Genomic DNA, 21,965 nt, shown 5'->3' with positions numbered 1-21,965 from the left:
TCAGCCTCGTCCGTGGCGGAGTTTGAGCGCCAGCACCGAGAGCTTCATGTTCCGGGCTTTGCGCTTCATCGTCAGCAGATCGATCGGTGCCGCGAAGCCCTGCACGGTCAGTGATTTGACGGTGCTGAATTCGCGAAGACCGTCGTCGCCGTGGATGCGCCCGAAGCCCGAGTCGCCCGTTCCGCCGAACGGCAGCGCCGGGACGCCGGCGAAGCCCAGCACCGAATTCACCGTCACGACACCACAATCGAGCTTCTCGGCGGCGCGTCGCCCGACCGTGGTGTCCTTGGTGAACACCGATGCCCCGAGTCCGTAGGTGGACGCGTTGGCACGGGCGATGGCCTCGTCCAGATCGCGAACCTTGTTGACGACGACGGTGGGCCCGAACGTCTCCTCGGTGATGGCGGTCGAGTCCTCGGGAACGTCGGTGAGGACGACGGGGTCGATGTACGGCCCGTGCAACGAGTCGAGCCCGCCCACCAATGCCGTGCCGCCCTTGGCCAACGCATCCTCGATCTGGCCGCGGACGATGTCGCTCTGCTTGGACAGCGTCATCGGGCCGTAGGACGAGGTCTTCGATCCGCCGGGCTTCAATGCCTTGACCGCAGTGGTGAATTCGGCGACGAATCGGTCGTACACCGGGGCGGCGACGTAGATGCGTTCGACTCCGGCGCAGGTCTGCCCGGCATTGCCCATCGCGCCGAACGTCGCGAATTCCACGGCTGCAGAGATATCGGCGTCGGCGTCGACGAGCATGGCGTCCTTACCGCCGCACTCGGCGATCAGAGGCGTCAGCGACTTCGCGCACGTGGCCATGACTTTCTTGGCCGTCGCGGTCGAGCCGGTGAACGCGATCTTGTCGACGCCGGCTTCGACCAGGGCAGTGCCGGTGGAACCGTCGCCGGTGATCGTCTGGAACACCGGGTGGGGAGCCGCGAGCGACTGCCACTTCTCGGCCAACCACACCCCGACACCCGGGGTCAGCTCGCTGGGCTTGAAGACGACGGTATTGCCTGCGGCGAGGGCGTATGCGATCGACCCCATCGGGGTGTAGAGCGGGTAGTTCCACGGCCCGATGACGCCGACGACGCCGAACGGGCGGTAGCTGACGTAGGCCTTCTGATTGATGGCGAGCAGACCCGATCCGACCTTGCGCTGTTTCAGTGTCTTGCCGGCGTGGCGCGCCGCCCAATCGATGTGTTCGACGCCCAACATGACTTCCAGCAGGGAGTCCTCGTCCGGCTTGCCGGTTTCCGCGGCGATGACGGCGGCGAGGCTCGCGGCGTCGCGGGCGATCGCGGTCTTGAATTCCAGGAGCCACCGCTTGCGGCCCTCGAATCCCTGCGCGTCCCACCACCGGGCGGCCGAGCGGGCGCGGGCCACGGCGATCTCGACCTCGGCGGCGTCGGCGATCGGGTATGTGGCGAGTGCGAGACCCGTTCTGGGATCGAGGCTTTCGAAGGTGCTCTCGTTCGTTCGTTCGATCTGGTCCGTCACGGGCTCTATCCTCCAGCAGATCGCATCACATATATTTGATGTGATTCAATGTTGTCCAGGACACACTATGCGTCCGTCACCGTTGCAACAACCCCCGCCGCCCCGCTGTGCAGGAGATGTGGAATGAGCCTCGATCTCACGCGCACGGCGTCGTCGAAACAGCCGATTCTGCGACGACCGCAGTTGTCCGAGGACGTCGCCGTGAGCATCCGCCGAAGGATCGTCGCCGGTGCGCTGAAGCCGGGGACGTTCGTCCGCATCGACGAGACCGCAGCCGAGTTGGGAGTCAGTGCCACCCCGGTACGCGAGGCGCTGGTGTCGTTGCGCGGCGAAGGGCTGCTCGAATCGGTCCCGCATCGGGGCTATCGCGTCGTCGAACTGACACAGCAGGACATCGACGACATCTTCTGGTTGCAGGGCACGATCGCCGCGGCCCTGGCCGAGCGCGCATCCCGCCGGGTGACGGCGGAGCATCTCCAGCAGTTGACCACCCTCAACGACGATCTACGCGACGCCGTGACACGCGCCGACGCCGATGCCGTCGAACGGTGCGAGTTCGAGTTTCACCGCGCCATCAACAAGATCGCAGGCGGCACCACGTTGGCGTGGTTTCTGCTCGGTGCCGTCAAGTACACCCCGACGCATCTGCACGCGTCCGACACCGACTGGGGACGACGGGCGGTACGCGGCCACGAGGAATTGATCGAGGCGATGCGTCGAGCCGATCACCGGGCCGCCGGTGAACTGATGCGACATCAGTTCACCGACGCAGCGACCCTGGTTCGATCGTTCAGCTGAGTTCGCTCAGCTCAGGTGATGCGGCTGGGGGTGCGACTTGTGCCCCTCGTCCGAACCCTCGTTGTCCTGGTGACCGTTCGACGTGCCCTGCGCTCCTGTTCCCGCCGGAACCATCGAGATGATCACCGACTTCGAGGTGGGGCAGTTGCTCTGCAGCGCAGTAGAATCCAACGGAATCAGCGGATTGGTCTCGGGGTAGTACGCAGCAGCCGACCCACGCGGGGTGTCGTACTCGACGATGCGGAACGACGGCGCGCACCGTTCCACGTCGTCGTCGTCCCACTTGGTGACGAGATCGACCATGTCGCCGTCGCGGAAGCCGAGCGTCGAGATGTCTTCTCGGTGCACGAAGATGACGCGTCGGCCGTTCTCGATTCCGCGGTAGCGATCGCTGAGGCCGTAGATCGTCGTGTTGAACTGATCGTGGCTGCGCAGCGTCTGCAGAATCAGATGGCCGGGCGGAACCTGCAGCACGTCGATCGGCGAGACGGCGAATTCGCCCTTGCCGCTCTTGGTTTCGAACGTCCTGCTGTCGCGAGGGGGATGCGGTAGGACGAAGCCGCCGGGGCGTCGAACATTGACCTCGTACCCTTCGCAACCGGCGACGACGCGCGAGATGTGCGTACGGATGTTGCGGTAGTCGTCGCGGAAACCCTTCCAGTCGAGACCGTATCGGTCGCCGAGTGTCGCCTCGGCGATTCCGCTGACGATCGCGACCTCCGAGCGCAGGTACGGGCTCGCGGGCTTCAGCGGTCCTCGTGACGAGTGCACCGAGCAGGTGGAGTCCTCCACCGAAATCCATTGCTCACCACTGGCTTGCACGTCCTTCTCGGTGCGTCCGAGGGTCGGCAGAATGAGAGCCGTCTCGCCGCACACGAGATGCGAACGGTTGATCTTCGTAGAGATCTGCACGGTCATGCGCATCTTGCGCAGCGCCTCGAACGTGACGTCGCTGTCGGGCGTCGCCTGTACGAAGTTGCCGCCGAGGCCGAGGAAGAAATGGGCCTTGCCGTCGCGCATGGCGCGGATCGAGTCGACGGTGTCCAAGCCGTGCTCACGGGGCGGCTCGAAGTCGAACTCTGCCGCCATGGCGTCGAGGAAGGCCACCGGAGGGCGCTCCCAGATGCCCATCGTTCGGTCTCCCTGCACGTTCGAGTGGCCACGGACGGGAAGCAATCCGGCACCGGATCTCCCGATGTTCCCTTGCGCGAACGCGAGATTGGTGACTTCCTTGATGGTGGCGACGGCGTTGCGGTGTTGCGTCAGGCCCATCGCCCAGCAGAAGACGGTGGCCTTGGAGTCGCGCAGCATCTCGGCGGCCTCGGTGATCTGCGCTACCGACAATCCGGTGACCTCGGTGACGAGATCCCAGTCGACCTCGGCAACGTGTGCTTTCCACGCGTCGAAGCCGACGGTGTAGTTGTCGAGGAACTCGTGATCGAGTGCATCCCACTTCACCAGCAGCGAGCCGATCGCCTGGAACAGTGCGAGGTCGCCGTTGATCTTGATCGACAGGTGCAGATCCGACAGGTCGGTACCGGGACCGACCATGCCGCGCGGGGTCTGCGGGTTCTTGAAGTTCAGCAGACCCGCTTCGCGAAGGGGGTTGATGGACAGAATCTTTGCGCCGTTCTGCTTCGCCAGCTCGAGGGCCGACAGCATTCGGGGGTGATTGGTGCCGGGATTCTGACCGGCCAGAATGATCAGTTCGGCAGTGTGCACGTCGTCGAGGGTGACGCTGGCCTTGCCGATGCCGATGGATTCCTGCAGAGCGATGGACGTCGACTCGTGACACATGTTGGAGCAGTCGGGCATGTTGTTGGTGCCGAACGACCGAGCGAACAACTGGTACGTGAACGCGGACTCGTTGGACGCGCGACCCGAGGTGTAGAAGATGGCCTCGTCCGGGCTGGCCAAGCTCTTCAGCTCGTCGCCGATCAGACGGAACGCATCGTCCCATTCGATGGGCTCGTAGTGGCTGCCGCCGGGGAGCTTGATCATCGGATGCGTGATGCGGCCCTGCTGACCCAGCCAGTGTTCGGTGTGCGCATCGAGCTCGGCAATGCTGTGCTGCGCGAAGAACTCCGGAGTGGCTCGCGTCGTCGTCGCCTCCTCGGCGACGGCCTTCGCACCGTTCTCGCAGAACTCGGCGGCGTGCCGATGACCCGGATCGGGATCGGGCCACGCGCAGCTCATGCAGTCGAAGCCCTCGGCCTGGTTCAGCTTGAGGAGCGTCTGCGCGGTGCGCTTGGGACCCATGTGTCCCAGCGCGCGCTTCATCGACACCGCGACGGCGGTGGCACCTGCCGCATGGGTCTTCGGCTTCTCGATATCGAGCTCGGCCTCGTCGACGTCGCTGTCGGTGCGTCTCATGCGGGTCCCTTCGTTGCGTTACCCCCGCCCTCGACCATAGCCGTAGGCTCAGCCGGCGAGGAGTGCGGTCACCAAATCCACGTACTGCTGTTTCGCCGAATCCTGGCTCGTGCCTTCGAGCTTCGCCCAGGCATCGAACTTTGCGCGGTTCACCATGTCCAGCCGTCCGGGCCGCTTACCCGTCACGTCCCCGATCGAACCTTGCTTGAAGAGCGAGTACAGGCGCAGCAGATCGTCGTTGCTCGGCTTGGTCGTGAGCTTCTTGACGTCAACCTGCGCATCGGCGAACGACTGGTCGAGATCGGACATGAACGAGCTCCTTCGGCTGTAGGTGCCGTCATCCTCGCACGGCGGCCTGCTCGAGGATGCGAATACAGTGCGCGACGAGAGCGTCGCGAGTGGCGTCGAGGGTGCCGTCCAGAAAACCGATGAACAGGGCCGTCAACGCGCCGACGGTTCCGACTGCCACGAGTTGCCGGTCGGCGGATTCGGGTAGCCGTGAACGAACCAGTTCGACGAACCCGGGCAACAGGTCGAGTCCGCGACGGCTCAGCGCCGGTTCGGCCAACGGAGCGATCAACAGCACTCGTCCCATCCGAGGCTCGTCGACGACGATTTCGACGAACGCCCGGACGGGCGCGGCCACGGCGTCCTGTGACGATGCTCCGGCAACAGCGTTCTCCAAGGCTTTCTGCGCCCGGGCCCCTACCCAGGCGTAGACCGCGCGAACGAACGTGTCGCGATCGGTGAAGCTCTCGTAGAAGTAGCGCTCGGTGAGTCCGGCGGCGCGGCAGACGGCGCGGACGTTGACCGCGGGTCCCTCCTGCGCGCCGAGGAGTTCGATCCCGGCGTCGAGCAGCGCGTCGTATCGCTTGGATCTGCGCTCTTCCATCTGTTGACTACGCATGTTGTCGAGGCTACTTTGACAACATGCGTAGTCAGTTCGATCGACCCGTCCCACTCGGTCCCGACTCGCTCACCTGGAAGTACTTCGGTGACTGGCGCGGGATGTTGCAGGGCGTGTGGGCGGGGTCGATGCAGAACATGCACCCGGGCCTCGGAGCGGGCGTCGAACAGCATTCGACGTTCTTCGACGAGCGATGGCAGCGGCTCTACCGCTCCCTGTATCCGATCGGGGGAGTGGTGTTCGACGGCGACCGCGCCGAGGAGACAGCCCACCAGGTGCGCGGCTACCACAAGGACATCAAGGGACTCGACTCGAAAGGGCGCACGTACCACGCCCTCGATCCCGACACTTTCTACTGGGCACACGCGACGTTCTTCATGGGCACGGTGCTCACCGCCGACTGCTTCATGGGCGGACTGACCGAAACGCAGAAAGTGCAATTGTTCGACGAGCACGTGCAGTGGTACCGGCTCTACGGCATGAGCATGCGATCGGTGCCCGAGACCTGGGGCGAATTCCAGAAGTACTGGGAGCACATGTGCACACACGTGCTGGAAGACAACATGGCCGCACGTGGAGTACTGGATTTGTCCGCGCTCGGACCACCTCCGTACGCCTCCTGGCTGCCGGAACGTGTGTGGGCCGTGCTGCGCAGACCGGTGGCATCGTTGTTCATCTGGATCACCGTCGGGCTCTACGACCCGCCCGTCCGGGAGCTACTGGGGTACACCTGGTCGGAGCGGGACGCGCGACGGTTCGCGGTGTTCGGCAGGGCGGTGAACCTGGCGTTCGGGCTGGTGCCGCGTCGTCGCCGACTCCATCCGCGCGCCCGAGCCGGATGGGATCGCGTCGCGGGCCGGAGGCCGGCAACGGCTCCTCCGGTGCACACGCCCACCCGCAATCTGCCGCCGGTACAGCGTCGCTCGCACCCGTCGCACTACAGCCCGAAAGTGTAGGTTTCCGGTCTCCGGGTACGACGCGGGTATGTACAACGTCAGAACTGGCAGCGGGTCGCCGCTGGTCCTCGTCCACGGGCTCGGGTCCTCGCACCGCAATTGGGATCCGATCGTCCCGGCCCTCGCGGAGCACCGCGAGGTCGTCGCCCTCGATCTCCCCGGGTTCGGACAAACACCGCCGTTGGCCGACGTGTCCATCGCGTCGTTGACCGACGCCCTGCGCGCGTACCTCGACAACGAGGGATTGTCCGACGCCGACCTCGTCGGCAGCTCCATGGGCGCACGGATGGTCGTCGAACTGGCCCGTCGGGGTCACCGTGGGTCGATGGTGGCCCTCGATCCGGGCGGCTTCTGGAACGACCGCCAGGTCAAGGTGTTCGGGGCGACCATCACGGCATCGCTGGCGTTGATGAAGCGGGCGCAACCGCTGGTGCCCTTCCTGGCCGGGAACCCGATCACCAGAACCGCAGCGCTGGCGCAATTCTCGGCCGCGCCGTGGAAATTGCCGAGCGGACTGGTCGAACGGGAGCTGAAGGGCTTCTCCGCCAAGACTTCACCCTCGCTCGATGCCGCTCGCACGGCGCTGATCCACGGGCCGAAGCAACAGGGTGCCCAGAAAGGTTCCCTGCAGGGGTCGCTGCTCATCGGCTGGGGCCGTCAGGACAAGGTGACGACGCCCAGCCAGGCAGAGGTGGCAATGCAGCGTTTCCCCGACGCCACCCTGCACTGGTTCGACAAGTGCGGACACTTCCCGCACTGGGACCAGCCGACCGAAACCGCCCGAGTCATCCTGCGGGCGACCCGGAGATAAAACCCATGTGAGCGGAACCTCGTAGCCTGCTACGAAGTTCCACTCACAAGGGTCAGCCGTTCCACCACGGACGCAGAGGTACGTCGGCCTGACCCTTCGGTCCCAGTTTCACGGCCAGAACCTGGTGCAGCTGAACGACATTGCGCTCGAATCCCAGCCGGGACCCGGCCATGTACAGGCCCCAGACACGGGCGGTGCCCTCGCCGGCCTCGGCGACGCACGCATCCCAATTGTCGACCAGGTTCTGGCACCAGCCGGCGAGGGTCAGCGCGTAGTGCTCGCGCAGGTTCTCCTCGTGCCGGACCTCGAGGCCGACGTCCTGGATCTCGGTGATGATGCGACCCGATCCGGTGAGCTCCCCGTCGGGAAAGACGTACCGGTCGATGAAGCTGCCTGCCTTGGCGTGCGCGCGGTTGTCGGGTCGGGTGATCGAGTGGTTGAGCAGTCGACCACCGTCGCGCAGCTTGGACTGAATGAACGTGAAGTACGCCGGGTAGTTGCCGACGCCGATGTGCTCGGTCAGCCCGATCGACGAGATCGCGTCGAAATTCGTCTCGGCCACGTCGCGGTAGTCGGAGAAGCGAACCTCGGCGAGGTCCGACAGACCCTCGTCTTCGATGGCCTTCTGCGCCCACGAGGCCTGCTCCTGCGACAGAGTCACACCGATGACCTGGACGCCGCGTCGCGCTGCGTAGCGCACCATCGAACCCCAGCCGCATCCGATGTCGAGCAGGCGATCACCGGGCTGCAGACCCAGTTTGTCGAACACCAGCCGATACTTGTTCTCCTGCGCTGCCTCCAGAGACTGCTCGACGTTATCGAATGCTGCACAGGTGTACGTCATCGAGGGACCGAGGACCATCTCGTAGAACCTGTTGGACACGTCGTAGTGGTGGTGAATCGCTTCGGCATCGCGCGTCTTGGAATGCCGCAGACCCTCGGCGATGCGACGCCACCGCGGAATAGCCTCCTGGGGCGGAGGAGCGATGGGACGCAGCACGTCCCAGCCGAGCGACCGGGCGATCGAGGTCAAGGTCATGGCCGACGGGCGACGGAAGTGGAGCTCGTCGCCCATCAGCGCGAGCAGTTCGTACGGATCGCCGGGATGAACACCGGTGGCCTCGAGATCGCCGGACACATAAGCGCGGGCCATGCCGAGATCACCGGGAGCTGTTGCGAGATAGGTTGTTCCGCGTGGGCTCTTGAGGTTCAGGCCGATCTTGGCATCCTCGGGGCCGGCCACGCTGCCGTCGTACGCGGTGAAACGCAAAGGAATGTTGCCGTCGGAGATCAGCTCGAGGATCTCGGAGATCTTGAGCTTCTGTGGTCCGTTCACCGTGCGATTGCCGGAGTCCTTGAACGTCGTCATTTGCGCTGCACCGCCTTCGAGTACAAATCCAGCAATCGGGATTCGGGATCGTATTTCTTCTTCAATTCGCGATATTTCTCGCCGCCGTAGAGAACGGCGAACTCATCCTCGGTGTAGTAAGCATCCGAGTACAGCGATTTATGCCCCTCGAACTCGGTGACCTTGTTCTCGATGGCACGGTTCGCGGCACCCTCGGGTCGACCGGGCACGATCGGCACCGACGACCAGAAGCCGATGTTGACGTAAGTGCGCTTGGGCTCGAGCGGGTACAGCGGCCACGGCCTGGAGGGATCGGCTCCGGGGGCGGCCGGTTCGCGAAGACGCAAGGGACACAACCACAACGGCTCGATCGGAATCTCGTCGAGAAACCAGCGTACGAAGCCGGCGGTGTGTTCGATCGGAACCTCGACGTCCTGTACGACGCGTTCGCGCGGCGGATTTCCCTTGCGCTTCTCGAGCCGGTCCGCGATGTCGTACTTGCGATCGAGGCCGATCAACTTCCAATAGAAGCTGCTGCGCCGGTACTTGCGCGGCCAGAAGCGTCGAATCCGGGGGTTCTGGGTTCCGAACGCACGCGAGCACCAGAACCAGTCGGTGTCCCAGCGCCACAGGTAATCGTGGATGGTGAGACGATCGGTCTTCGGAGTGTCCGACGAATGCTGGATCGAGCGGTAGAAGATGTCGGCACCGGTGTAGTCGCTGACGGGGCCGGGCTCGTCGGTCTGGACCCCGAGAGTGAGGTAGCTTTCGTCGGCGCTGAACACGACGCCGTCCAGGTACTGAACCTCGATGCCGTCGTACTCACGTCGAGCCACGATGGTGTCCATCGTCGCTTGCAGCGTGTCCAGATCGTGGAATCGCACGTGGCGCAACGCAACGAACGGAAGTACCGGCTCGAGTTCGATCTTCAGTCGCGTCGAATAGCCGAGCGTGCCGTACGAGTTGGGAAAGCCCCAGTACAGGTCCGAGTGCTCGCCCCCGGGTGTCGCCGTGAGGATCTCACCGCTGCCGGTGAGGACGTCGATCTCGAGCACCGACTCGTGCGGAAGCCCGCTGCGGAACGACGTCGACTCGATGCCGAGTCCGGTGACCGCGCCGCCGAGGGTGATCGTCTTGAGCTGCGGAACGACAAGGGGGACGAGGCCGTAGGGGAGCGTCGCGTCGACCAGATCCTCGTACGTGCACATCCCCGCTACGTCGGCCGTGCGAGCCGCGGCATCGACGGTGACGACCTTGCTCAATCCCGAGACGTCGAGTCCCGGCGTCTTCGATGTCGTCCTGGCCCTAAACAGGTTGGACGTCTTCTTGGCCAGACGCACCGTCGCGTCGGTCGGTATTGCGCGATAGCTGCGAAGCAACCTCTCGACACCCGACCGATGCTCTGCGTAACCGCTCTCCCTCGGTTCCGGCCGTCGTCCGAGAAGAGCATTCACTGAAGCCACGGGTAGACGCTATATCTCGTACTGCTCGGTATCCACCGAAGCTGCCGTCGGTCCGGTGAAACTTCACGCAACTGTTGTCGAATCGGACGGCTCAAACAGAACTATTCGGACAAATGGTTGCAGCATGCATGTGTTTTTCGATGACGACATAATGTATGTGAACCACCTCACACCCCCTCGGCGGCGGTGCCGACATCCAGTGCGGCGCGAGGCAGGATGGAGAACGCAACCCCAATCGACTCGAAGGAGAACGTTCTCGTGGCTCAGGTCAGCGCATCCAGTTCAGCCACCATCGCCACCGCACCCGATCAGGTGCTCGCCGCGCTCGCCGACTACGAAACCGTGCGGCCCCGCATCCTTCCCGCGCAGTATCGGGACTACCGGGTGGTGCAGGGCGGACAAGGCGACGGCACCGTGGCCGAATGGACCCTGCAGGCGACCGAGAAGCGAGTGCGCAACGTGAGCGCATCCGTCACGGTCTCCGGCTCGACCATCACCGAACGCGACGCCAACTCCTCCATGGTCACCACCTGGACCGTCGCCCCCGAAGGCAACGGCACCGTCGTCACCACGACGACCGAGTGGACGGGTGCCGGAGGAATCGGCGGATTCTTCGAGAAGACGTTCGCGCCCCTCGGACTGAAGAAGATCCAGGCCGCGACCCTCGACAACCTGCGCCGCGAGTTGATCTAGACCCGCTCGAAATCCGGCTCTTCGATCAACGCCAACGTGCCGACCACCACGGTGCGCATCGACCACAGAAACATCCCGTCGGGTCCACGGTCGACCGTGTCGTAGGCCCCGGGCAGGGTGTCGAGGTCGGTGCGCGCCGCGATCGCGGCATCGATTTCGGGCGGCCGCCCGCCGGAGTGATGAACCATCGCCCCCAGCGCGAGCGCGTGTTCGGCGACATTGGTGACGGACCACGTTGCTTGCTTGGGGGTAAGGCCGTATCGAAGCCGGTAGCCGGTTTGCACCGCATCGATCATCCGAATTGTGTCGATCGCGCTGGGAACCAAGCCGACCAGATAGTCCGCGATGCCGGGATTTTTCTGCACCAGATCGCGCATTGCGATGCTGAACCTCAGTAACGCGTCTTGCATGGACTCGTCGTCACCGGGCATGGGAGGCGACCACCGGCGCAGAATTTCCTCCGCCACCAGGGCTTTGAGTGCGTACAGATCGTCGATGTTGTTGTAAATCGCGACGATCGACACGCCCAGAGCGTCGGCGACCGACTTCACCGTCACCTTGGGCAGCGTCAGGGTTATGCCCGCCTCGGCCATCGTTTCGGGAGTCACTCGACGCTTGCGAGGGGTCGGGCTCGCCGGCGCGTTCATGCCCTCAGGCTACGTCGGCTCAGAACTGACGGAACGTCAGCCGAGGTTCGAGCCCGATCGTGCGGCCGAACGTCGTCCGACACCGTGCGACTACGCTGGACTTCGCTTCGACCCACGCGAGAGGACGGCACAGTGCAACCCGGTGAACAGCCCGACATGGCCTCGATTCTGCAGCAGGCTCAGCAGATGCAGCAGCAACTGATGGCGGCACAGGCGGAGATCGCGGAAACCGAGGTCACCGGTCAGGCCGGCGGCGGACTCGTCGTCGCGACCGTCAAAGGAACGGGTGAAGTGGTCGGCCTGACTATCGACCCCAAGGTCGTCGACCCCGACGACGTCGAGACGCTGCAGGATCTGGTGATCGGTGCCATCGCCGACGCGTCGAAGGCAGCGCAGAACGTCGCGAGCGAGAAGCTCGGCCCCCTCGCAGGTGGTCTCGGCGGCGGCTCCCTCGGGCTACCCAGCTTCTAGGCGAGACGAGTGTACGAAGGTCCCGTACAGGATCTGATCGACGAGCTGGGAAAGTTCCCCGGGGTCGGTCCGAAGAGCGCTCAGCGCATAGCGTTCCACCTCCTGGCCGTCGAGCCACCCGAGGTCGATCGCCTCATGCGCGCGCTGCAGCGCATCCGCGACGGCGTGCAGTTCTGCATCGTCTGCGGGACCGTATCGGACAAGGATCTGTGCCGAATCTGCGCCGACTCCCGACGCGACAGGTCCATGATCTGCGTCGTCGAAGAGCCCAAAGACGTTCAGGCCGTGGAACGTACGCGCGAATTCAAAGGCCGGTACCACGTGCTCGGCGGAGCGCTCGACCCACTCAACGGAGTGGGCCCCGACCAGCTGCGCATCCGAGAGTTGTTGACCCGCGTGGGAACTCAGGACGACGGCGTCGACGTCACCGAGGTCATCATCGCCACCGACCCCAACACCGAGGGCGAAGCAACGGCTACGTATTTGGTGCGGATGATGCGCGATTTCCCCGGTCTCGCCATCACCCGTCTCGCCTCCGGCCTACCGATGGGCGGAGACCTCGAATTCGCCGACGAACTGACACTCGGCCGTGCTCTGACCGGCCGGCGCCGTATGTGAGAGCGGCTTCGCCGCACGTGCATGGAAGTTCGTAGCAGGGGTCGAGTTTCCACTCACGACCTCGTCTATCCACAGCCTGTGGATAGATCCTGACGCGGTCACCGTAAACCGGCCATCCTGGGGTACATGAGGACGAGACCGGCGGGTGCCTGGCAGCGACTACTGGACGATCAGCACGGAATCATCACCACGAAGCAAATGCACGAGAACGGGGTCAACAAGGACTCGATCGACCACTGCGTGGAAACCGGGCAGTGGCTCAGGGTGTTTCGCGGAGTCCTATCGGTGACCAACGGACCGCTGACTCGTGAGATGCATCTGTCGGCGGCATTGTTGTTCGCGGGCCGGGGAGCGTTGCTCAGCCACACCACCGCCGCTGAGGAGTGGGGGTGGCGGCGAGTCAGTTCTGGGCCGGTTCATCTCACCGTTCCCTACGGGTGCTCGGCAATCAGCAGGCCGCCGACAATGCGACACGCCAAGCAGAACTTCACGTCAGAGAGCAACGAACAAATTCATCCCGGCGTGATCGTGCACCGTTCCCGAGCCATGAGCCACATCGGCGTCGAGACGAATCCGGCGCGAACGAGCGCCGCCGACACGGTGCTGGATCTGGCAGTCGCGGAACCGTCGTCGAGGCAGGCCGTGATCACGTTGGTTTCAGCGATGTCGTCGGGCGGCGTGAACGTCGCGGCAATGACACGCAAGGTCGAAGTCCGACGGCCGATGCGCTACCTGAAGGCAATTCTGCACACATTGGCTCTCATGCGCGACGGGGTCCATTCTGCGCTCGAGCATCGCTACGTGCTCGATGTCGAACAGGCGCACGGACTTCCGGCCGGGAAGCGACAGGCACCGGTCTTCGTCGACGGGCGGCAACTCTTCGAGGACATTCGTTACGAAATATGCGACCTGATCGTCAGGCTGGACGGCCAGGCCTTCCACTCTGCCAAGCAGCGTCGTTTTCGCGATCGACGACGCGACAATGCCGCTGAGCTACGGAACCTGCCGCGGTTGATGTACGGCTGGCACGAAGTGGCCGAGGACCCGTGCGGTGTGTACCGCGAAGTCCGCGAGGTGCTGGTCAGAGAGGGATGGAACGACGCTTCGTACCCTTGTGAACGGTGCTCGTCGTGAGTGGGAAATCGTAGTGGGCTACGAAGTTTCACTCACGTGCGGCGGAGCCGCTCCCTGCGGAGTTGCGCAACCTCGGGGAGGTCGAGGGGAGCGAGAGTGGTGCCCAAAGCCCGTTCGAGTAGGTAGTCCGCCAACTCCGGGTTTCGGGCGAGTACCGGCCCGTGCATGTAGGTGCCCAACACCGAACCCTGCACGACGCCTTCACGCCCGTCGCCGACACCGTTGCCCACCCCGTGGGTGACCTTGGCGAGCGGTGCGGCATCAGGCCCGAGTGTCGTTCCGCCGCGGTGGTTCTCGAATCCGCTGAGCTTCTGGGTGAGACCGCCGAGCGTGGGTTCGGTGACGACTTCACCGATGGATCGAGTGGCCTGAGGCGCGGTGGTCACGTCGAAGAGGGAGATGCCGTCGACACGTTCGCCTGCGGAGGTCTCGTACCAGTGCCCGAGCACCTGGATCGCGGCGCAGATGGCGAGTACCGGCACACCGCGAGCAGCTGCGTTCTGCAGGCCCGGGTATCGGGTGAGGTGACGCGTCGCGAGGCGCTGAGCCGAATCCTCTGCTCCACCAAGGGTGTACACGTCCAGCGAATCCGGGACCGGGTCGTTGAGGGTGATGTGCACGACCTCGGCGTCGATGTCTCGCATCCGCAGTCGCTGGCGGAGAACGAGGGCGTTGCCGTTGTCGCCGTATGTGCCCATGACGTCGGGCAGAACGAGGCCGATGCGAACGGTGGACTCAGACATCCTTGCTCTCCCGTGCGAGTGCGCGACCGAGATCGCGAAACGCGGTGTAGTTGGCCAGCACTTCGACGCGTCCCGGAGGGCAGGATGCGATGGCTTGCAACGGATCTGCGATGGTGGTGTGTTGCGATCCGGCGTAGAGCAGGCGAACACCCAGATCGGTCGCCCGCTCGCCGGCGGCGACCACGGCGACGTTCTCGAAGTGCTCGAAGCGCACGTCCCACAGCCACGACAGGTCTTCACCGTCCGGCACCTGACCGTTGACGGCGATGACGAGGCCGTCGCAGGTGGGGTCGATCATCGACAACGCTTCTTGCCAGCCGGCGGGATTCTTGGCAAGAAGCATTCGGACGGAATGGGATCCGTACTGGACGGTGGAGTAGCGTCCGGCCACCTCGTCGACGCCCGACGCGGCCGCGACAGCATCTTCTGCACTGGTACCGAGGGTTACTGCAGCGGCGACAGCCTGGGCTGCGTTGCCACGGTTGGCTTTTCCGGGGAGCGCGAGCTTCATCGGCAGAACGAGCCCGTCGGGGCCGTAGAGATTCTCGTCGTCGAGCCACCAATCCGGCGTCGGACGCTTGAAGTCGCTGCCGGTGCTGTACCAGTGCTCGCCGTCCCAGACTATGGGTTCGCCTGTACGCGGGCAGCTGACGGAGTCGCCGGCCCAGCCGCCGCCCGCGGCGACCCACACGACGTTCGGAGCATCGAATGCCGCCGAGGTGACGAGGACGTCGTCGCAGTTCGCAATGACGACGGTGTCGGGATGACGGGCCAACCCGGCGCGCAGGGCTCGCTCGATCATGTTGATCTCGCCGACACGGTCGAGCTGGTCGCGACTGAGATTCAGGAGAACGATCGCCGCGGGATCGACCGCGTCGGAAACGTGGGGGACGTGGAGTTCGTCGACCTCGAGGGCGGCCAGCTCGGCGTCGAAATGAGCGTGCAGTGCCGCGACGATGCCGGCATCCATGTTCGCTCCGTCGGCCTGAGTAGCGACGTCGCCGAGAGTGGCCAATGCTGCCGCCGTCATCCGCGTCGTGGTGGATTTGCCGTTGGTGCCGGTGACGATGACGGTGCGCCGCCCACGACCAAGGCCGCCCAGAATGGTCGGATCGATCTTGAGCGCGACCAGACCACCGATCATCGAGCCCTTGCCTCGGCCCGCCTTGCGGGACGCCCACGTCGCCAGCTCCGCCGCGCGTAGTGCCACGCGGCCGCGGGCGCCGATACGTCTGCGCTCACCCAGTTCAGCCATCCGCCGAGTCTGGCACAGAACAGGGCGGCGTTTCATATCGGCGGCTCGCTACCGCATGGTCATTCCGCAGGTTCCACTCCCGTCACACTGGGTCATTCCGCAGGCTCCACACCCGTCACTCACACCGGTACTTTCTCCAGAACTTGCGCAGGCTTCCTGGCAGCCATTCCGCCCAGGCAGCCGCCGATGACGATGGCTCCGCCGAGCAGGGCCAACAGCGACGGGGTTTCGTCGAGAAACGCCCAGGCACCGGCGATACCGACGACGGGGACCAGTAGCGAGAACGGCGCGACGAGACCGGCCGGGTTGCGGCTCATCAGGATGCTCCACAGGCCGCTGCCCACGATCGTGGCGGGAATCACGATGTACGCCAACGCGACCAGACCGGGCCAGCCCTGCGATCCGAACGAGTCGGCCAGCGCATGCCAGCCCGTGCTCGGGCCCTCGACGACGGCCGACAGTGCCAACATGGGCACCGGCGGTACGACGGTCATCCAGAGCATCAGTGTCATCGGGGAGTCGGATTTGGCCAGTCGGTTTCCGAGATTGCCGAAGGCCCAGCCCAGACCGGCGAGCAGGGTGAGGACAACAGGGAGCAGGGTGGCGTTCTGGGCGCGATCCCACCCGATGAGGACCATGCCGAGGACGGCCACGCCGATGCCGATGGCCTGCCTGCGGCTAACGTGTTCGCGTAGCAAAAGCGCGCCGAGAACGACGGTGAACGGGGCCGACGACTGCAGCACGAGCGACGCCAATCCAGTGGGCATGCCTGCCGCCATCGCCGCGAACAGGAAGGCGAACTGCAGGAAGCCGAAGCCGAAACCGTAGAGCAGCAACCATTTCAGGGGCACCTTCGGTCGCGGGACGAACATCACGACCGGAACGGCGATGACCAGGAAACGCAGTGCCGCGAAGAAGAAGGGCGGAAAGTGGTCGAGCCCGACGCGGATGGCGAGGAAGTTCAGGCCCCACAGAACGGCGACAGTCAGTCCGAGGAGGCGGTCGCGAGTGGTCATGCCCATTATCGTGACGGGTGCAAAAGATCAGCACAATCGAATATATCCGCACCAACAGTTAAGATTTTCTGTATGAACGTGGAGCGGCTCCGGATCCTCGCCGAGCTTGCCGACCGCGGAACCGTCGCATCGGTTGCCGACGCGATGTCGATGACCCCGTCGGCGGTGTCTCAGCAGCTCAAATTGCTGGCTCGAGAGGCCGGCGTGACGCTGCTCGAACCCGACGGGCGTCGGCTACGACTCACCGACGCCGGACGGGCCCTGGTACTCAGAACCGACGATGTTCTCGCTGCACTCGCCCGCGCCACAGCAGAAATGGATCGTTATCGAGCGTCTCCGCGGGGACGCGTCCGAGTTGCCCTGTTCCCGTCGGGCGCGGCGCTGCTCCTACCCGGAGTCCTGACGCGGCTGGCGGATTCGGACGTCGACATCGATGCGCGCGACGAAGACCTGCCCGCCTCCTCGGTGCCCGAGCTACTCGCCGATTACGACGTGGTGCTCACCCACCGAGACGACCGAGCTCCGTCGACGGCGGGTCCACGGATCGAGGTGACGACCCTGATGCGCGAGCCCATCGATCTGGTGTTGCCTCTCGATCACGCACTGGCGCAGCAAGGCTCGATCGATCTGCGAGACCTGATCGACGAGCGGTGGATCAGCGTTCGCGGTGGTTTTCCGGTCGACGACGTATTGCTCTCCGTAGCTTCGGTGACCGGAGTGCAGCCGCGAGTTGTCCAACGTATCAACGACTTTCGGGTGACAGAAACCCTGGTCGCCGCCGGGCACGGAGTGGCGCTGATGCCGCGCTACGCCGTTGTGCATCCGGGCCTGGTGCGTCGAGAGCTCGCCGGTGTGCGAGCCGGGCGAATCTACGAACTCGCGACGAGGCCCGATGCGCGTCGACTACCCGCGATCGCCGCTGTGCTCGACGCGTTCGAAGCGGAGGCTACGTTCAGGACAGCGCTTTGGCCTTCAGCGTCGTGAACTCGTCCTGATCGATGGTTCCGTTGTCCAGCAACGCCTTTGCGTGTGCGATCTCTTCGGACGCAGATCGACCGGCGACGTGCTTGATGTAGTCCTCCTGCTGGTCCTGTGCGTGCTGCAGGGCAGCAACCTGACGCTTGGCCATGTTGCTGCCGTTCACGATGAGGTAGACCAGCGCGGTGAGGAACGGCGCAACGATGAGGAAGAGCACCCACAGGGCTTTGACGAACCCGGATGTCTTGTGGTCCCGGAAAAGATCTCCGATGATCGAGAACATCACCATCAGGTAGGCCACGAAGGCGAAACCGACGATGAGAAGCCAAAGAAAATCCCAGAAAGAATCCATCACGAACTTCCATTCTCTGAGGTGCCCCAACGGCTGATTCAGTGTGGCATTCACGGCACCCCGTGCACACGGGTCTTTGGTCCCTTTCGTCGACCGGAAATCCGCGTGAGCCACACGTCGACCGCGCCCGCTTCGTTTCGTGAGGGCTCCACAACGCAACACGCCGCCCACCCCTAAAGGTGAGCGGCGTGTCGTCGTGCAGAGAAAACTATTTCAGCGCGCGGTTCACGGCAGAAACCACAGCACGCAGTGACGCGGTGGTGATCGACGTCGCGATGCCGACGCCCCAGACCGTGGTGGCGACCCCCGTAGGCGAGGTGACCGAGGCTTCGACGTAGGCCGCGGCCTGGGCGTCGTCGCCTGCGGACAGTGCGTGCTCGGAGTAGTCGAGGACGCTGACGTCGTAACCGATGGTCGACAGCGCGTCGACGAACGAGGCGAGTGGCCCGTTGCCGGAGCCGGAGATCTCCTGCTCGACGCCGTCGACCTTGACAGTGGCGGTGATGGTGTCGGTTCCGCCGTCGACCTCGGCGGCCTGTACCGACTGCTTGATGCGCTCGAGCGGACGGATCGGCGTCAGGTACTCCTCGGCGAAGACGTCCCACATCTCCTTGGGCGAGACCTCGCCGCCCTCACCGTCGGTGATGCGTTGGACGGCCTGGGAGAACTCGATCTGCAGGCGCCGCGGCAGGTTCAGTCCGTGATCGGACTTCATGATGTACGCGACGCCGCCCTTGCCGGACTGCGAGTTGACGCGGATGACGGCCTCGTAGGTGCGTCCGACGTCCTTGGGGTCGATGGGCAGGTACGGCACCTGCCAGGTGATGTCACCGATGTCCGAACCCTGTTCGTCTGCGGTGACTTTCATGGCATCGAGGCCCTTGTTGATCGCGTCCTGATGGCTGCCCGAGAACGCGGTGTACACCAGATCTCCGCCGTAGGGGTGGCGTTCGGCGACGGGCAACTGGTTGCAGTACTCGACCGTGCGGCGAATCTCGTCGATGTTGGAGAAATCGATCTGCGGATCGACGCCGCGGGTGAACAGATTGAGGCCGAGCGTGACGAGGCAGACGTTGCCGGTGCGCTCACCGTTGCCGAACAGGCATCCCTCGATGCGATCGGCACCGGCCTGGTAGCCCAGTTCGGCTGCGGCAACACCGGTTCCGCGGTCGTTGTGCGGGTGCAGAGACAGCACGATGCTGTCGCGGCGATCGAGGTTGCGGCTCATCCACTCGATCGAGTCGGCGTAGACGTTCGGCGTCGCCATCTCGACGGTGGCCGGCAGGTTCAGGATCAGAGGCTTCTCGGGCGTCGGATCGATGACGGCGGTGACTGCGTCGCACACCTCTTTTGCGTAGCTGAGTTCGGTGCCGGTGTAGGACTCGGGCGAGTACTCGTAGCGCCAGTCGGTATCGGGGAACTTGGCTGCTTCTTCGAGTACCTTGCGAGCACCGTCGGTCGCGATCTTCTTGATCACATCACGATCGGCCCGGAACACCACTTTGCGCTGCAGGATCGACGTCGAGTTGTAGAAGTGCACGATGACGCTGCGAGCGCCCTCGCACGCGACGAACGTGCGCTCGATCAGCTCCGGGCGGCACTGCGTCAGAACCTGGATGGTGACGTCGTCGGGAATCGCGCCGTCCTCGATGATCTCGCGGACGAAGTCGAAGTCGGTCTGGCTGGCCGACGGGAAGCCGACCTCGATCTGCTTGTAGCCCATCCGGACCAGCAGGTCGAACATGCGGCGCTTGCGCGCAGGGCTCATCGGATCGATCAGCGCCTGGTTGCCGTCGCGCAGATCGACTGCACACCACTGCGGCGTCCGGTCGATGATCTTGTCCGGCCAGGTGCGGTCGGGGAGGGTGATGGGCTCCACTTCCTCGGCGAACGGCCGATAACGGAACGTGGGCATCGAAGAGTTCTTCTGGGTGTTCCACGCAGGCTGGTCGCTGGGCGCGGGCCGTGAGGGCGGGGTGATGGTGCGAGATCCCGAGGTGAATGCGTCGGCTGGTGACATGGTCTTCGTCTCTCCGTACAGATCAAAACAATGTGTTCGACCGGCGCAACGAACCCCGCGACGGGAAGCCAGTCTGGTCTCAGACCCCGTCGCGGCTGTTAAGAAGGAGAGCTCGCAGCATGGGGTGAGTGTACTACCGCAGACCGACCGCCTACCCCAGGGTTCGGGAGTCGACTTTGTCGGCGACGGTGTCGTGCCTGCGCTGCCACTCGTCGATGTCGTTCAGTCGTCCGACATCGGCCGCGGACCAACACCGTGCGAGCAGTTCGTATCCGAGGTGATCGACCTCCGCATGCCGGTCCCATACTCGATGCGCCCAGCGGCGATCGTTGTGCGCGGCTTCGGCTCCCGCGAGCGCTGCGCCGACCAACTCGAACTGCACGTCTCGTCGAAGCGTCAGAGTGGCTGCCGCAGTGACCTTTTCGGTTCGCAGAGTCGTCAACAATCGGTCGGTCAGGTCGAGAACCCGCCGATCGGACCACAGCAGCGCCCGCCGAAAAGCGCCCGGTAACAACAACCACAGCGCCGCGAAGGCAAGGGCGACACCCACCGCGGTCTCCACCACCCGATCGACGACGATACCGCCGAGCGGAGCACCCGGATGCGAGATGGTGCCCATCAGCAACGCGAGTGGGGTGATGAACGTGACGGCGAGACCGTAATTGCGCGCAACACTGATCTCGATCGCGAACTGCAGCACCATCAACACCACGATTACCGCGAGACCGGTCAGCGGCGAGAGATAGATCGCCGAGAACAACACCACCCCGGCCAGAGTGCCGCCGAGTCGCTGCATGCCGCGATACGTCCCATGGACGCGATCGGGCCCCTGTTGGAGCACCAGGACCGCGCCGAGGATCGCCCAATCCGGCCTGCTCAGCCCCAGTGCCACACTGATGCCGCCGGCGGCTGCCGCCGCGCAGAACACCCGGATTGCCGTGGACGCCGCGTGTGAATCTCGATGCAACGAGCGCGTCAACCGATAGCCGATGCTCGGACGCGCCAGCGGCAGCTGGTCGCGCAGGAGTGCAGCCTGCGGAATGACCCAATCGGACGGCGATTCGACTTCATTCTCGGGATCCGGCACGGTGCCGGCGCGCGCCGACGTAGCGGCCGCAAACGCGAGATGGGCGTCGAACAGTGTCTGTACCAGCGCTGTGCGCGAGGTTGGTTTCACCGATCCGGCCTCGTACACCGCGGCCCATGCCGCATGCAGACGAGCGCCGGCGGTGTGCCGATCGGCGACGGACGCCGTCGGCGATGTCGTGTATCTCTCGATTGCGGCCACGGCCGCACCGACGGCCGCCCGTTCGGGACCACTCGCGTCGCCAACCACCCCGGACATCGCGACCACCAGCGCCGACGCCACCCCGATGGCCGCGCACACGGCACCGCGGGTCGCGCTGATGTCGGCGGCAGGGAGGTACGACGCCACCGCGCACACCAGCACGAAGAAGAAGGCTCCAGGCGGGCCGAGTCGCAGCGCCGCCACGACGTAGACCGCGACGAGAGCGAGAACCGACAACACGGCCACCGGGATCATCCGCGCCCACCCGGTCTCGCCGAAGTCGAGGGCGAGCCGGCCGGCCGTCGCGCCCAGCCACACCGACGCCACCAGGGCGGCACCTGCCGTCAGCACCACCCACCAGCGCGATCGATAGGGACGGCCCTCGCCATAGATCACCGCGAAACTGCCCGAGACCACCAGCAGCGCCTCGGTGTGGAATCCGAGCAGCCACGCCAGGATCGCCGGAACACCGAACGCCAGCGCCGAACGCAGTCCACCGGGCCAACGCCGGCCGACAGCGGGGAGCCCGAAGAGCACTTTCAGACCTCGTGCCGGCGGTGGTGGGCGATGTTCTGGAACGGTCACTCGAACATGTTA

21 protein-coding genes are annotated in these 21,965 nt (G+C 64.8%); 8 read left to right on the top strand and 13 right to left on the bottom strand.

The features are described 5' to 3' along the window. A complete protein-coding gene (locus QM588_RS23195) occupies positions 1–1,518 on the bottom strand; it encodes an aldehyde dehydrogenase family protein (protein WP_442972969.1) in 1,518 nt (505 codons plus the stop codon). Positions 1,519–1,620: 102 nt separating this feature from the next. Between QM588_RS23195 and QM588_RS23190 the strand changes: the two genes are divergently transcribed. Beyond that, positions 1,621–2,295 carry a GntR family transcriptional regulator gene (locus QM588_RS23190; RefSeq protein WP_048316783.1) on the top strand — a complete coding sequence of 225 codons (675 nt, stop codon included), beginning with the start codon at positions 1,621–1,623 and terminating at the stop codon, positions 2,293–2,295. A gap of 6 nt (positions 2,296–2,301) precedes the next feature. Here QM588_RS23190 and QM588_RS23185 read toward each other — a convergent pair whose 3' ends face one another. From QM588_RS23185 to QM588_RS23175, 3 genes are read right to left on the bottom strand one after another with little or no spacing between them, the layout of a single operon-like run. Beyond that, on the bottom strand, positions 2,302–4,668 hold the full coding sequence (locus QM588_RS23185; protein WP_283316886.1) for an FdhF/YdeP family oxidoreductase: 2,367 nt from the start codon (positions 4,666–4,668) through the stop codon (positions 2,302–2,304). A 48-nt stretch (positions 4,669–4,716) separates the two neighbouring features. Then, the gene (locus QM588_RS23180; RefSeq protein ID WP_283316884.1) at positions 4,717–4,977 is read right to left on the bottom strand and encodes an acyl-CoA-binding protein; all 261 of its coding nucleotides are present in this window, start codon (positions 4,975–4,977) and stop codon (positions 4,717–4,719) included. A gap of 28 nt (positions 4,978–5,005) precedes the next feature. Beyond that, on the bottom strand, positions 5,006–5,575 hold the full coding sequence (locus tag QM588_RS23175) for a TetR/AcrR family transcriptional regulator (RefSeq protein ID WP_283316883.1): 570 nt from the start codon (positions 5,573–5,575) through the stop codon (positions 5,006–5,008). Between the two features lie 23 nt (positions 5,576–5,598). Between QM588_RS23175 and QM588_RS23170 the strand changes: the two genes are divergently transcribed. Next, the gene (locus QM588_RS23170) at positions 5,599–6,531 is read left to right on the top strand and encodes an oxygenase MpaB family protein (RefSeq protein ID WP_283316882.1); all 933 of its coding nucleotides are present in this window, start codon (positions 5,599–5,601) and stop codon (positions 6,529–6,531) included. Between the two features lie 28 nt (positions 6,532–6,559). Continuing rightward, a complete protein-coding gene (locus tag QM588_RS23165) occupies positions 6,560–7,342 on the top strand; it encodes an alpha/beta fold hydrolase (protein ID WP_283316881.1) in 783 nt (260 codons plus the stop codon). Positions 7,343–7,394: 52 nt separating this feature from the next. Here QM588_RS23165 and QM588_RS23160 read toward each other — a convergent pair whose 3' ends face one another. Beyond that, positions 7,395–8,711: a class I SAM-dependent methyltransferase gene (locus QM588_RS23160; RefSeq protein ID WP_283316879.1), complete on the bottom strand. Its 1,317-nt coding sequence runs from the start codon at positions 8,709–8,711 to the stop codon at positions 7,395–7,397. After that, positions 8,708–10,153 carry an FAD-binding oxidoreductase gene (locus tag QM588_RS23155; RefSeq protein WP_442972968.1) on the bottom strand — a complete coding sequence of 482 codons (1,446 nt, stop codon included), beginning with the start codon at positions 10,151–10,153 and terminating at the stop codon, positions 8,708–8,710. Before QM588_RS23155 ends, QM588_RS23160 begins: the two co-directional genes overlap by 4 nt. A 258-nt stretch (positions 10,154–10,411) precedes the next feature. On the opposite strand from QM588_RS23155, the gene QM588_RS23150 reads away from it, so the two are divergent. After that, positions 10,412–10,846: an SRPBCC family protein gene (locus QM588_RS23150; protein WP_283316876.1), complete on the top strand. Its 435-nt coding sequence runs from the start codon at positions 10,412–10,414 to the stop codon at positions 10,844–10,846. Here QM588_RS23150 and QM588_RS23145 read toward each other — a convergent pair. Then, positions 10,843–11,493, bottom strand: coding sequence for a TetR/AcrR family transcriptional regulator (locus QM588_RS23145; RefSeq protein WP_283316874.1), 651 nt, complete (start codon positions 11,491–11,493; stop codon positions 10,843–10,845). The two genes, QM588_RS23150 and QM588_RS23145, sit on opposite strands and share 4 nt — an antisense overlap. A gap of 132 nt (positions 11,494–11,625) precedes the next feature. On the opposite strand from QM588_RS23145, the gene QM588_RS23140 reads away from it, so the two are divergent. The 3 genes from QM588_RS23140 to QM588_RS23130 all read left to right on the top strand — a co-directional run bounded on the left by QM588_RS23140 (position 11,626) and on the right by QM588_RS23130 (position 13,716). Beyond that, on the top strand, positions 11,626–11,964 hold the full coding sequence (locus QM588_RS23140) for a YbaB/EbfC family nucleoid-associated protein (RefSeq protein ID WP_283316872.1): 339 nt from the start codon (positions 11,626–11,628) through the stop codon (positions 11,962–11,964). 9 nt (positions 11,965–11,973) lie between these two features. Then, the gene (recR, locus tag QM588_RS23135; protein ID WP_283316870.1) at positions 11,974–12,582 is read left to right on the top strand and encodes a recombination mediator RecR; all 609 of its coding nucleotides are present in this window, start codon (positions 11,974–11,976) and stop codon (positions 12,580–12,582) included. Positions 12,583–12,708: 126 nt separating this feature from the next. Beyond that, a complete protein-coding gene (locus QM588_RS23130; RefSeq protein WP_283316867.1) occupies positions 12,709–13,716 on the top strand; it encodes a type IV toxin-antitoxin system AbiEi family antitoxin domain-containing protein in 1,008 nt (335 codons plus the stop codon). Positions 13,717–13,748: 32 nt separating this feature from the next. Here QM588_RS23130 and QM588_RS23125 read toward each other — a convergent pair whose 3' ends face one another. The 3 genes from QM588_RS23125 to QM588_RS23115 all read right to left on the bottom strand — a co-directional run bounded on the left by QM588_RS23125 (position 13,749) and on the right by QM588_RS23115 (position 16,730). After that, complete coding sequence (locus QM588_RS23125; protein WP_283316865.1) at positions 13,749–14,459, bottom strand: type 1 glutamine amidotransferase; 711 nt, start codon at positions 14,457–14,459, stop codon at positions 13,749–13,751. Then, a complete protein-coding gene (locus tag QM588_RS23120) occupies positions 14,452–15,714 on the bottom strand; it encodes a Mur ligase family protein (RefSeq protein ID WP_283316863.1) in 1,263 nt (420 codons plus the stop codon). Before QM588_RS23120 ends, QM588_RS23125 begins: the two co-directional genes overlap by 8 nt. A gap of 119 nt (positions 15,715–15,833) precedes the next feature. After that, a complete protein-coding gene (locus tag QM588_RS23115) occupies positions 15,834–16,730 on the bottom strand; it encodes an EamA family transporter (protein WP_283316862.1) in 897 nt (298 codons plus the stop codon). A 72-nt stretch (positions 16,731–16,802) separates the two neighbouring features. Between QM588_RS23115 and QM588_RS23110 the strand changes: the two genes are divergently transcribed. Beyond that, positions 16,803–17,714 carry a LysR family transcriptional regulator gene (locus QM588_RS23110; RefSeq protein ID WP_283316860.1) on the top strand — a complete coding sequence of 304 codons (912 nt, stop codon included), beginning with the start codon at positions 16,803–16,805 and terminating at the stop codon, positions 17,712–17,714. Here the strand turns inward: QM588_RS23110 and QM588_RS23105 are convergent. The 3 genes from QM588_RS23105 to QM588_RS23095 form a co-directional block, all read right to left on the bottom strand. Then, positions 17,683–18,060, bottom strand: a complete 378-nt coding sequence (locus QM588_RS23105) for an SHOCT domain-containing protein (protein ID WP_283316858.1) — start codon at positions 18,058–18,060, stop codon at positions 17,683–17,685. The genes QM588_RS23110 and QM588_RS23105 overlap by 32 nt on opposite strands. Positions 18,061–18,268: 208 nt before the next feature. Then, entirely contained in the window at positions 18,269–20,080 is a 1,812-nt protein-coding gene (gene leuA, locus QM588_RS23100; protein ID WP_283316857.1) for a 2-isopropylmalate synthase, read from the bottom strand. Between the two features lie 151 nt (positions 20,081–20,231). Further along, entirely contained in the window at positions 20,232–21,953 is a 1,722-nt protein-coding gene (locus QM588_RS23095) for an FUSC family protein (protein WP_283316855.1), read from the bottom strand. Positions 21,954–21,965 lie beyond the last annotated feature (12 nt).

Origin of the sequence: Rhodococcus sp. IEGM 1354 (assembly GCF_030056855.1) — a bacterium.
Classification (GTDB): domain Bacteria; phylum Actinomycetota; class Actinomycetes; order Mycobacteriales; family Mycobacteriaceae; genus Rhodococcoides.
This window is presented reverse-complemented; position numbering and strand designations above follow the sequence as displayed.

Bases quoted from the DNA above. Each gene is read 5' to 3' on its own strand.
- QM588_RS23190 (WP_048316783.1), top strand. From the start codon at position 1,621: ATGAGCCTCGATCTCACGCGCACGGCGTCGTCGAAACAGCCGATTCTG.
- QM588_RS23185 (WP_283316886.1), bottom strand. From the start codon at position 4,668: ATGAGACGCACCGACAGCGACGTCGACGAGGCCGAGCTCGATATCGAG.
- QM588_RS23180 (WP_283316884.1), bottom strand. From the start codon at position 4,977: ATGTCCGATCTCGACCAGTCGTTCGCCGATGCGCAGGTTGACGTCAAG.
- QM588_RS23175 (WP_283316883.1), bottom strand. From the start codon at position 5,575: ATGCGTAGTCAACAGATGGAAGAGCGCAGATCCAAGCGATACGACGCG.
- QM588_RS23170 (WP_283316882.1), top strand. From the start codon at position 5,599: ATGCGTAGTCAGTTCGATCGACCCGTCCCACTCGGTCCCGACTCGCTC.
- QM588_RS23165 (WP_283316881.1), top strand. From the start codon at position 6,560: ATGTACAACGTCAGAACTGGCAGCGGGTCGCCGCTGGTCCTCGTCCAC.
- QM588_RS23160 (WP_283316879.1), bottom strand. From the start codon at position 8,711: ATGACGACGTTCAAGGACTCCGGCAATCGCACGGTGAACGGACCACAG.
- QM588_RS23145 (WP_283316874.1), bottom strand. From the start codon at position 11,493: ATGAACGCGCCGGCGAGCCCGACCCCTCGCAAGCGTCGAGTGACTCCC.
- QM588_RS23130 (WP_283316867.1), top strand. From the start codon at position 12,709: ATGAGGACGAGACCGGCGGGTGCCTGGCAGCGACTACTGGACGATCAG.
- QM588_RS23125 (WP_283316865.1), bottom strand. From the start codon at position 14,459: ATGTCTGAGTCCACCGTTCGCATCGGCCTCGTTCTGCCCGACGTCATG.
- QM588_RS23120 (WP_283316863.1), bottom strand. From the start codon at position 15,714: ATGGCTGAACTGGGTGAGCGCAGACGTATCGGCGCCCGCGGCCGCGTG.
- QM588_RS23115 (WP_283316862.1), bottom strand. From the start codon at position 16,730: ATGACCACTCGCGACCGCCTCCTCGGACTGACTGTCGCCGTTCTGTGG.
- QM588_RS23110 (WP_283316860.1), top strand. From the start codon at position 16,803: ATGAACGTGGAGCGGCTCCGGATCCTCGCCGAGCTTGCCGACCGCGGA.
- QM588_RS23105 (WP_283316858.1), bottom strand. From the start codon at position 18,060: ATGGATTCTTTCTGGGATTTTCTTTGGCTTCTCATCGTCGGTTTCGCC.
- leuA (WP_283316857.1), bottom strand. From the start codon at position 20,080: ATGTCACCAGCCGACGCATTCACCTCGGGATCTCGCACCATCACCCCG.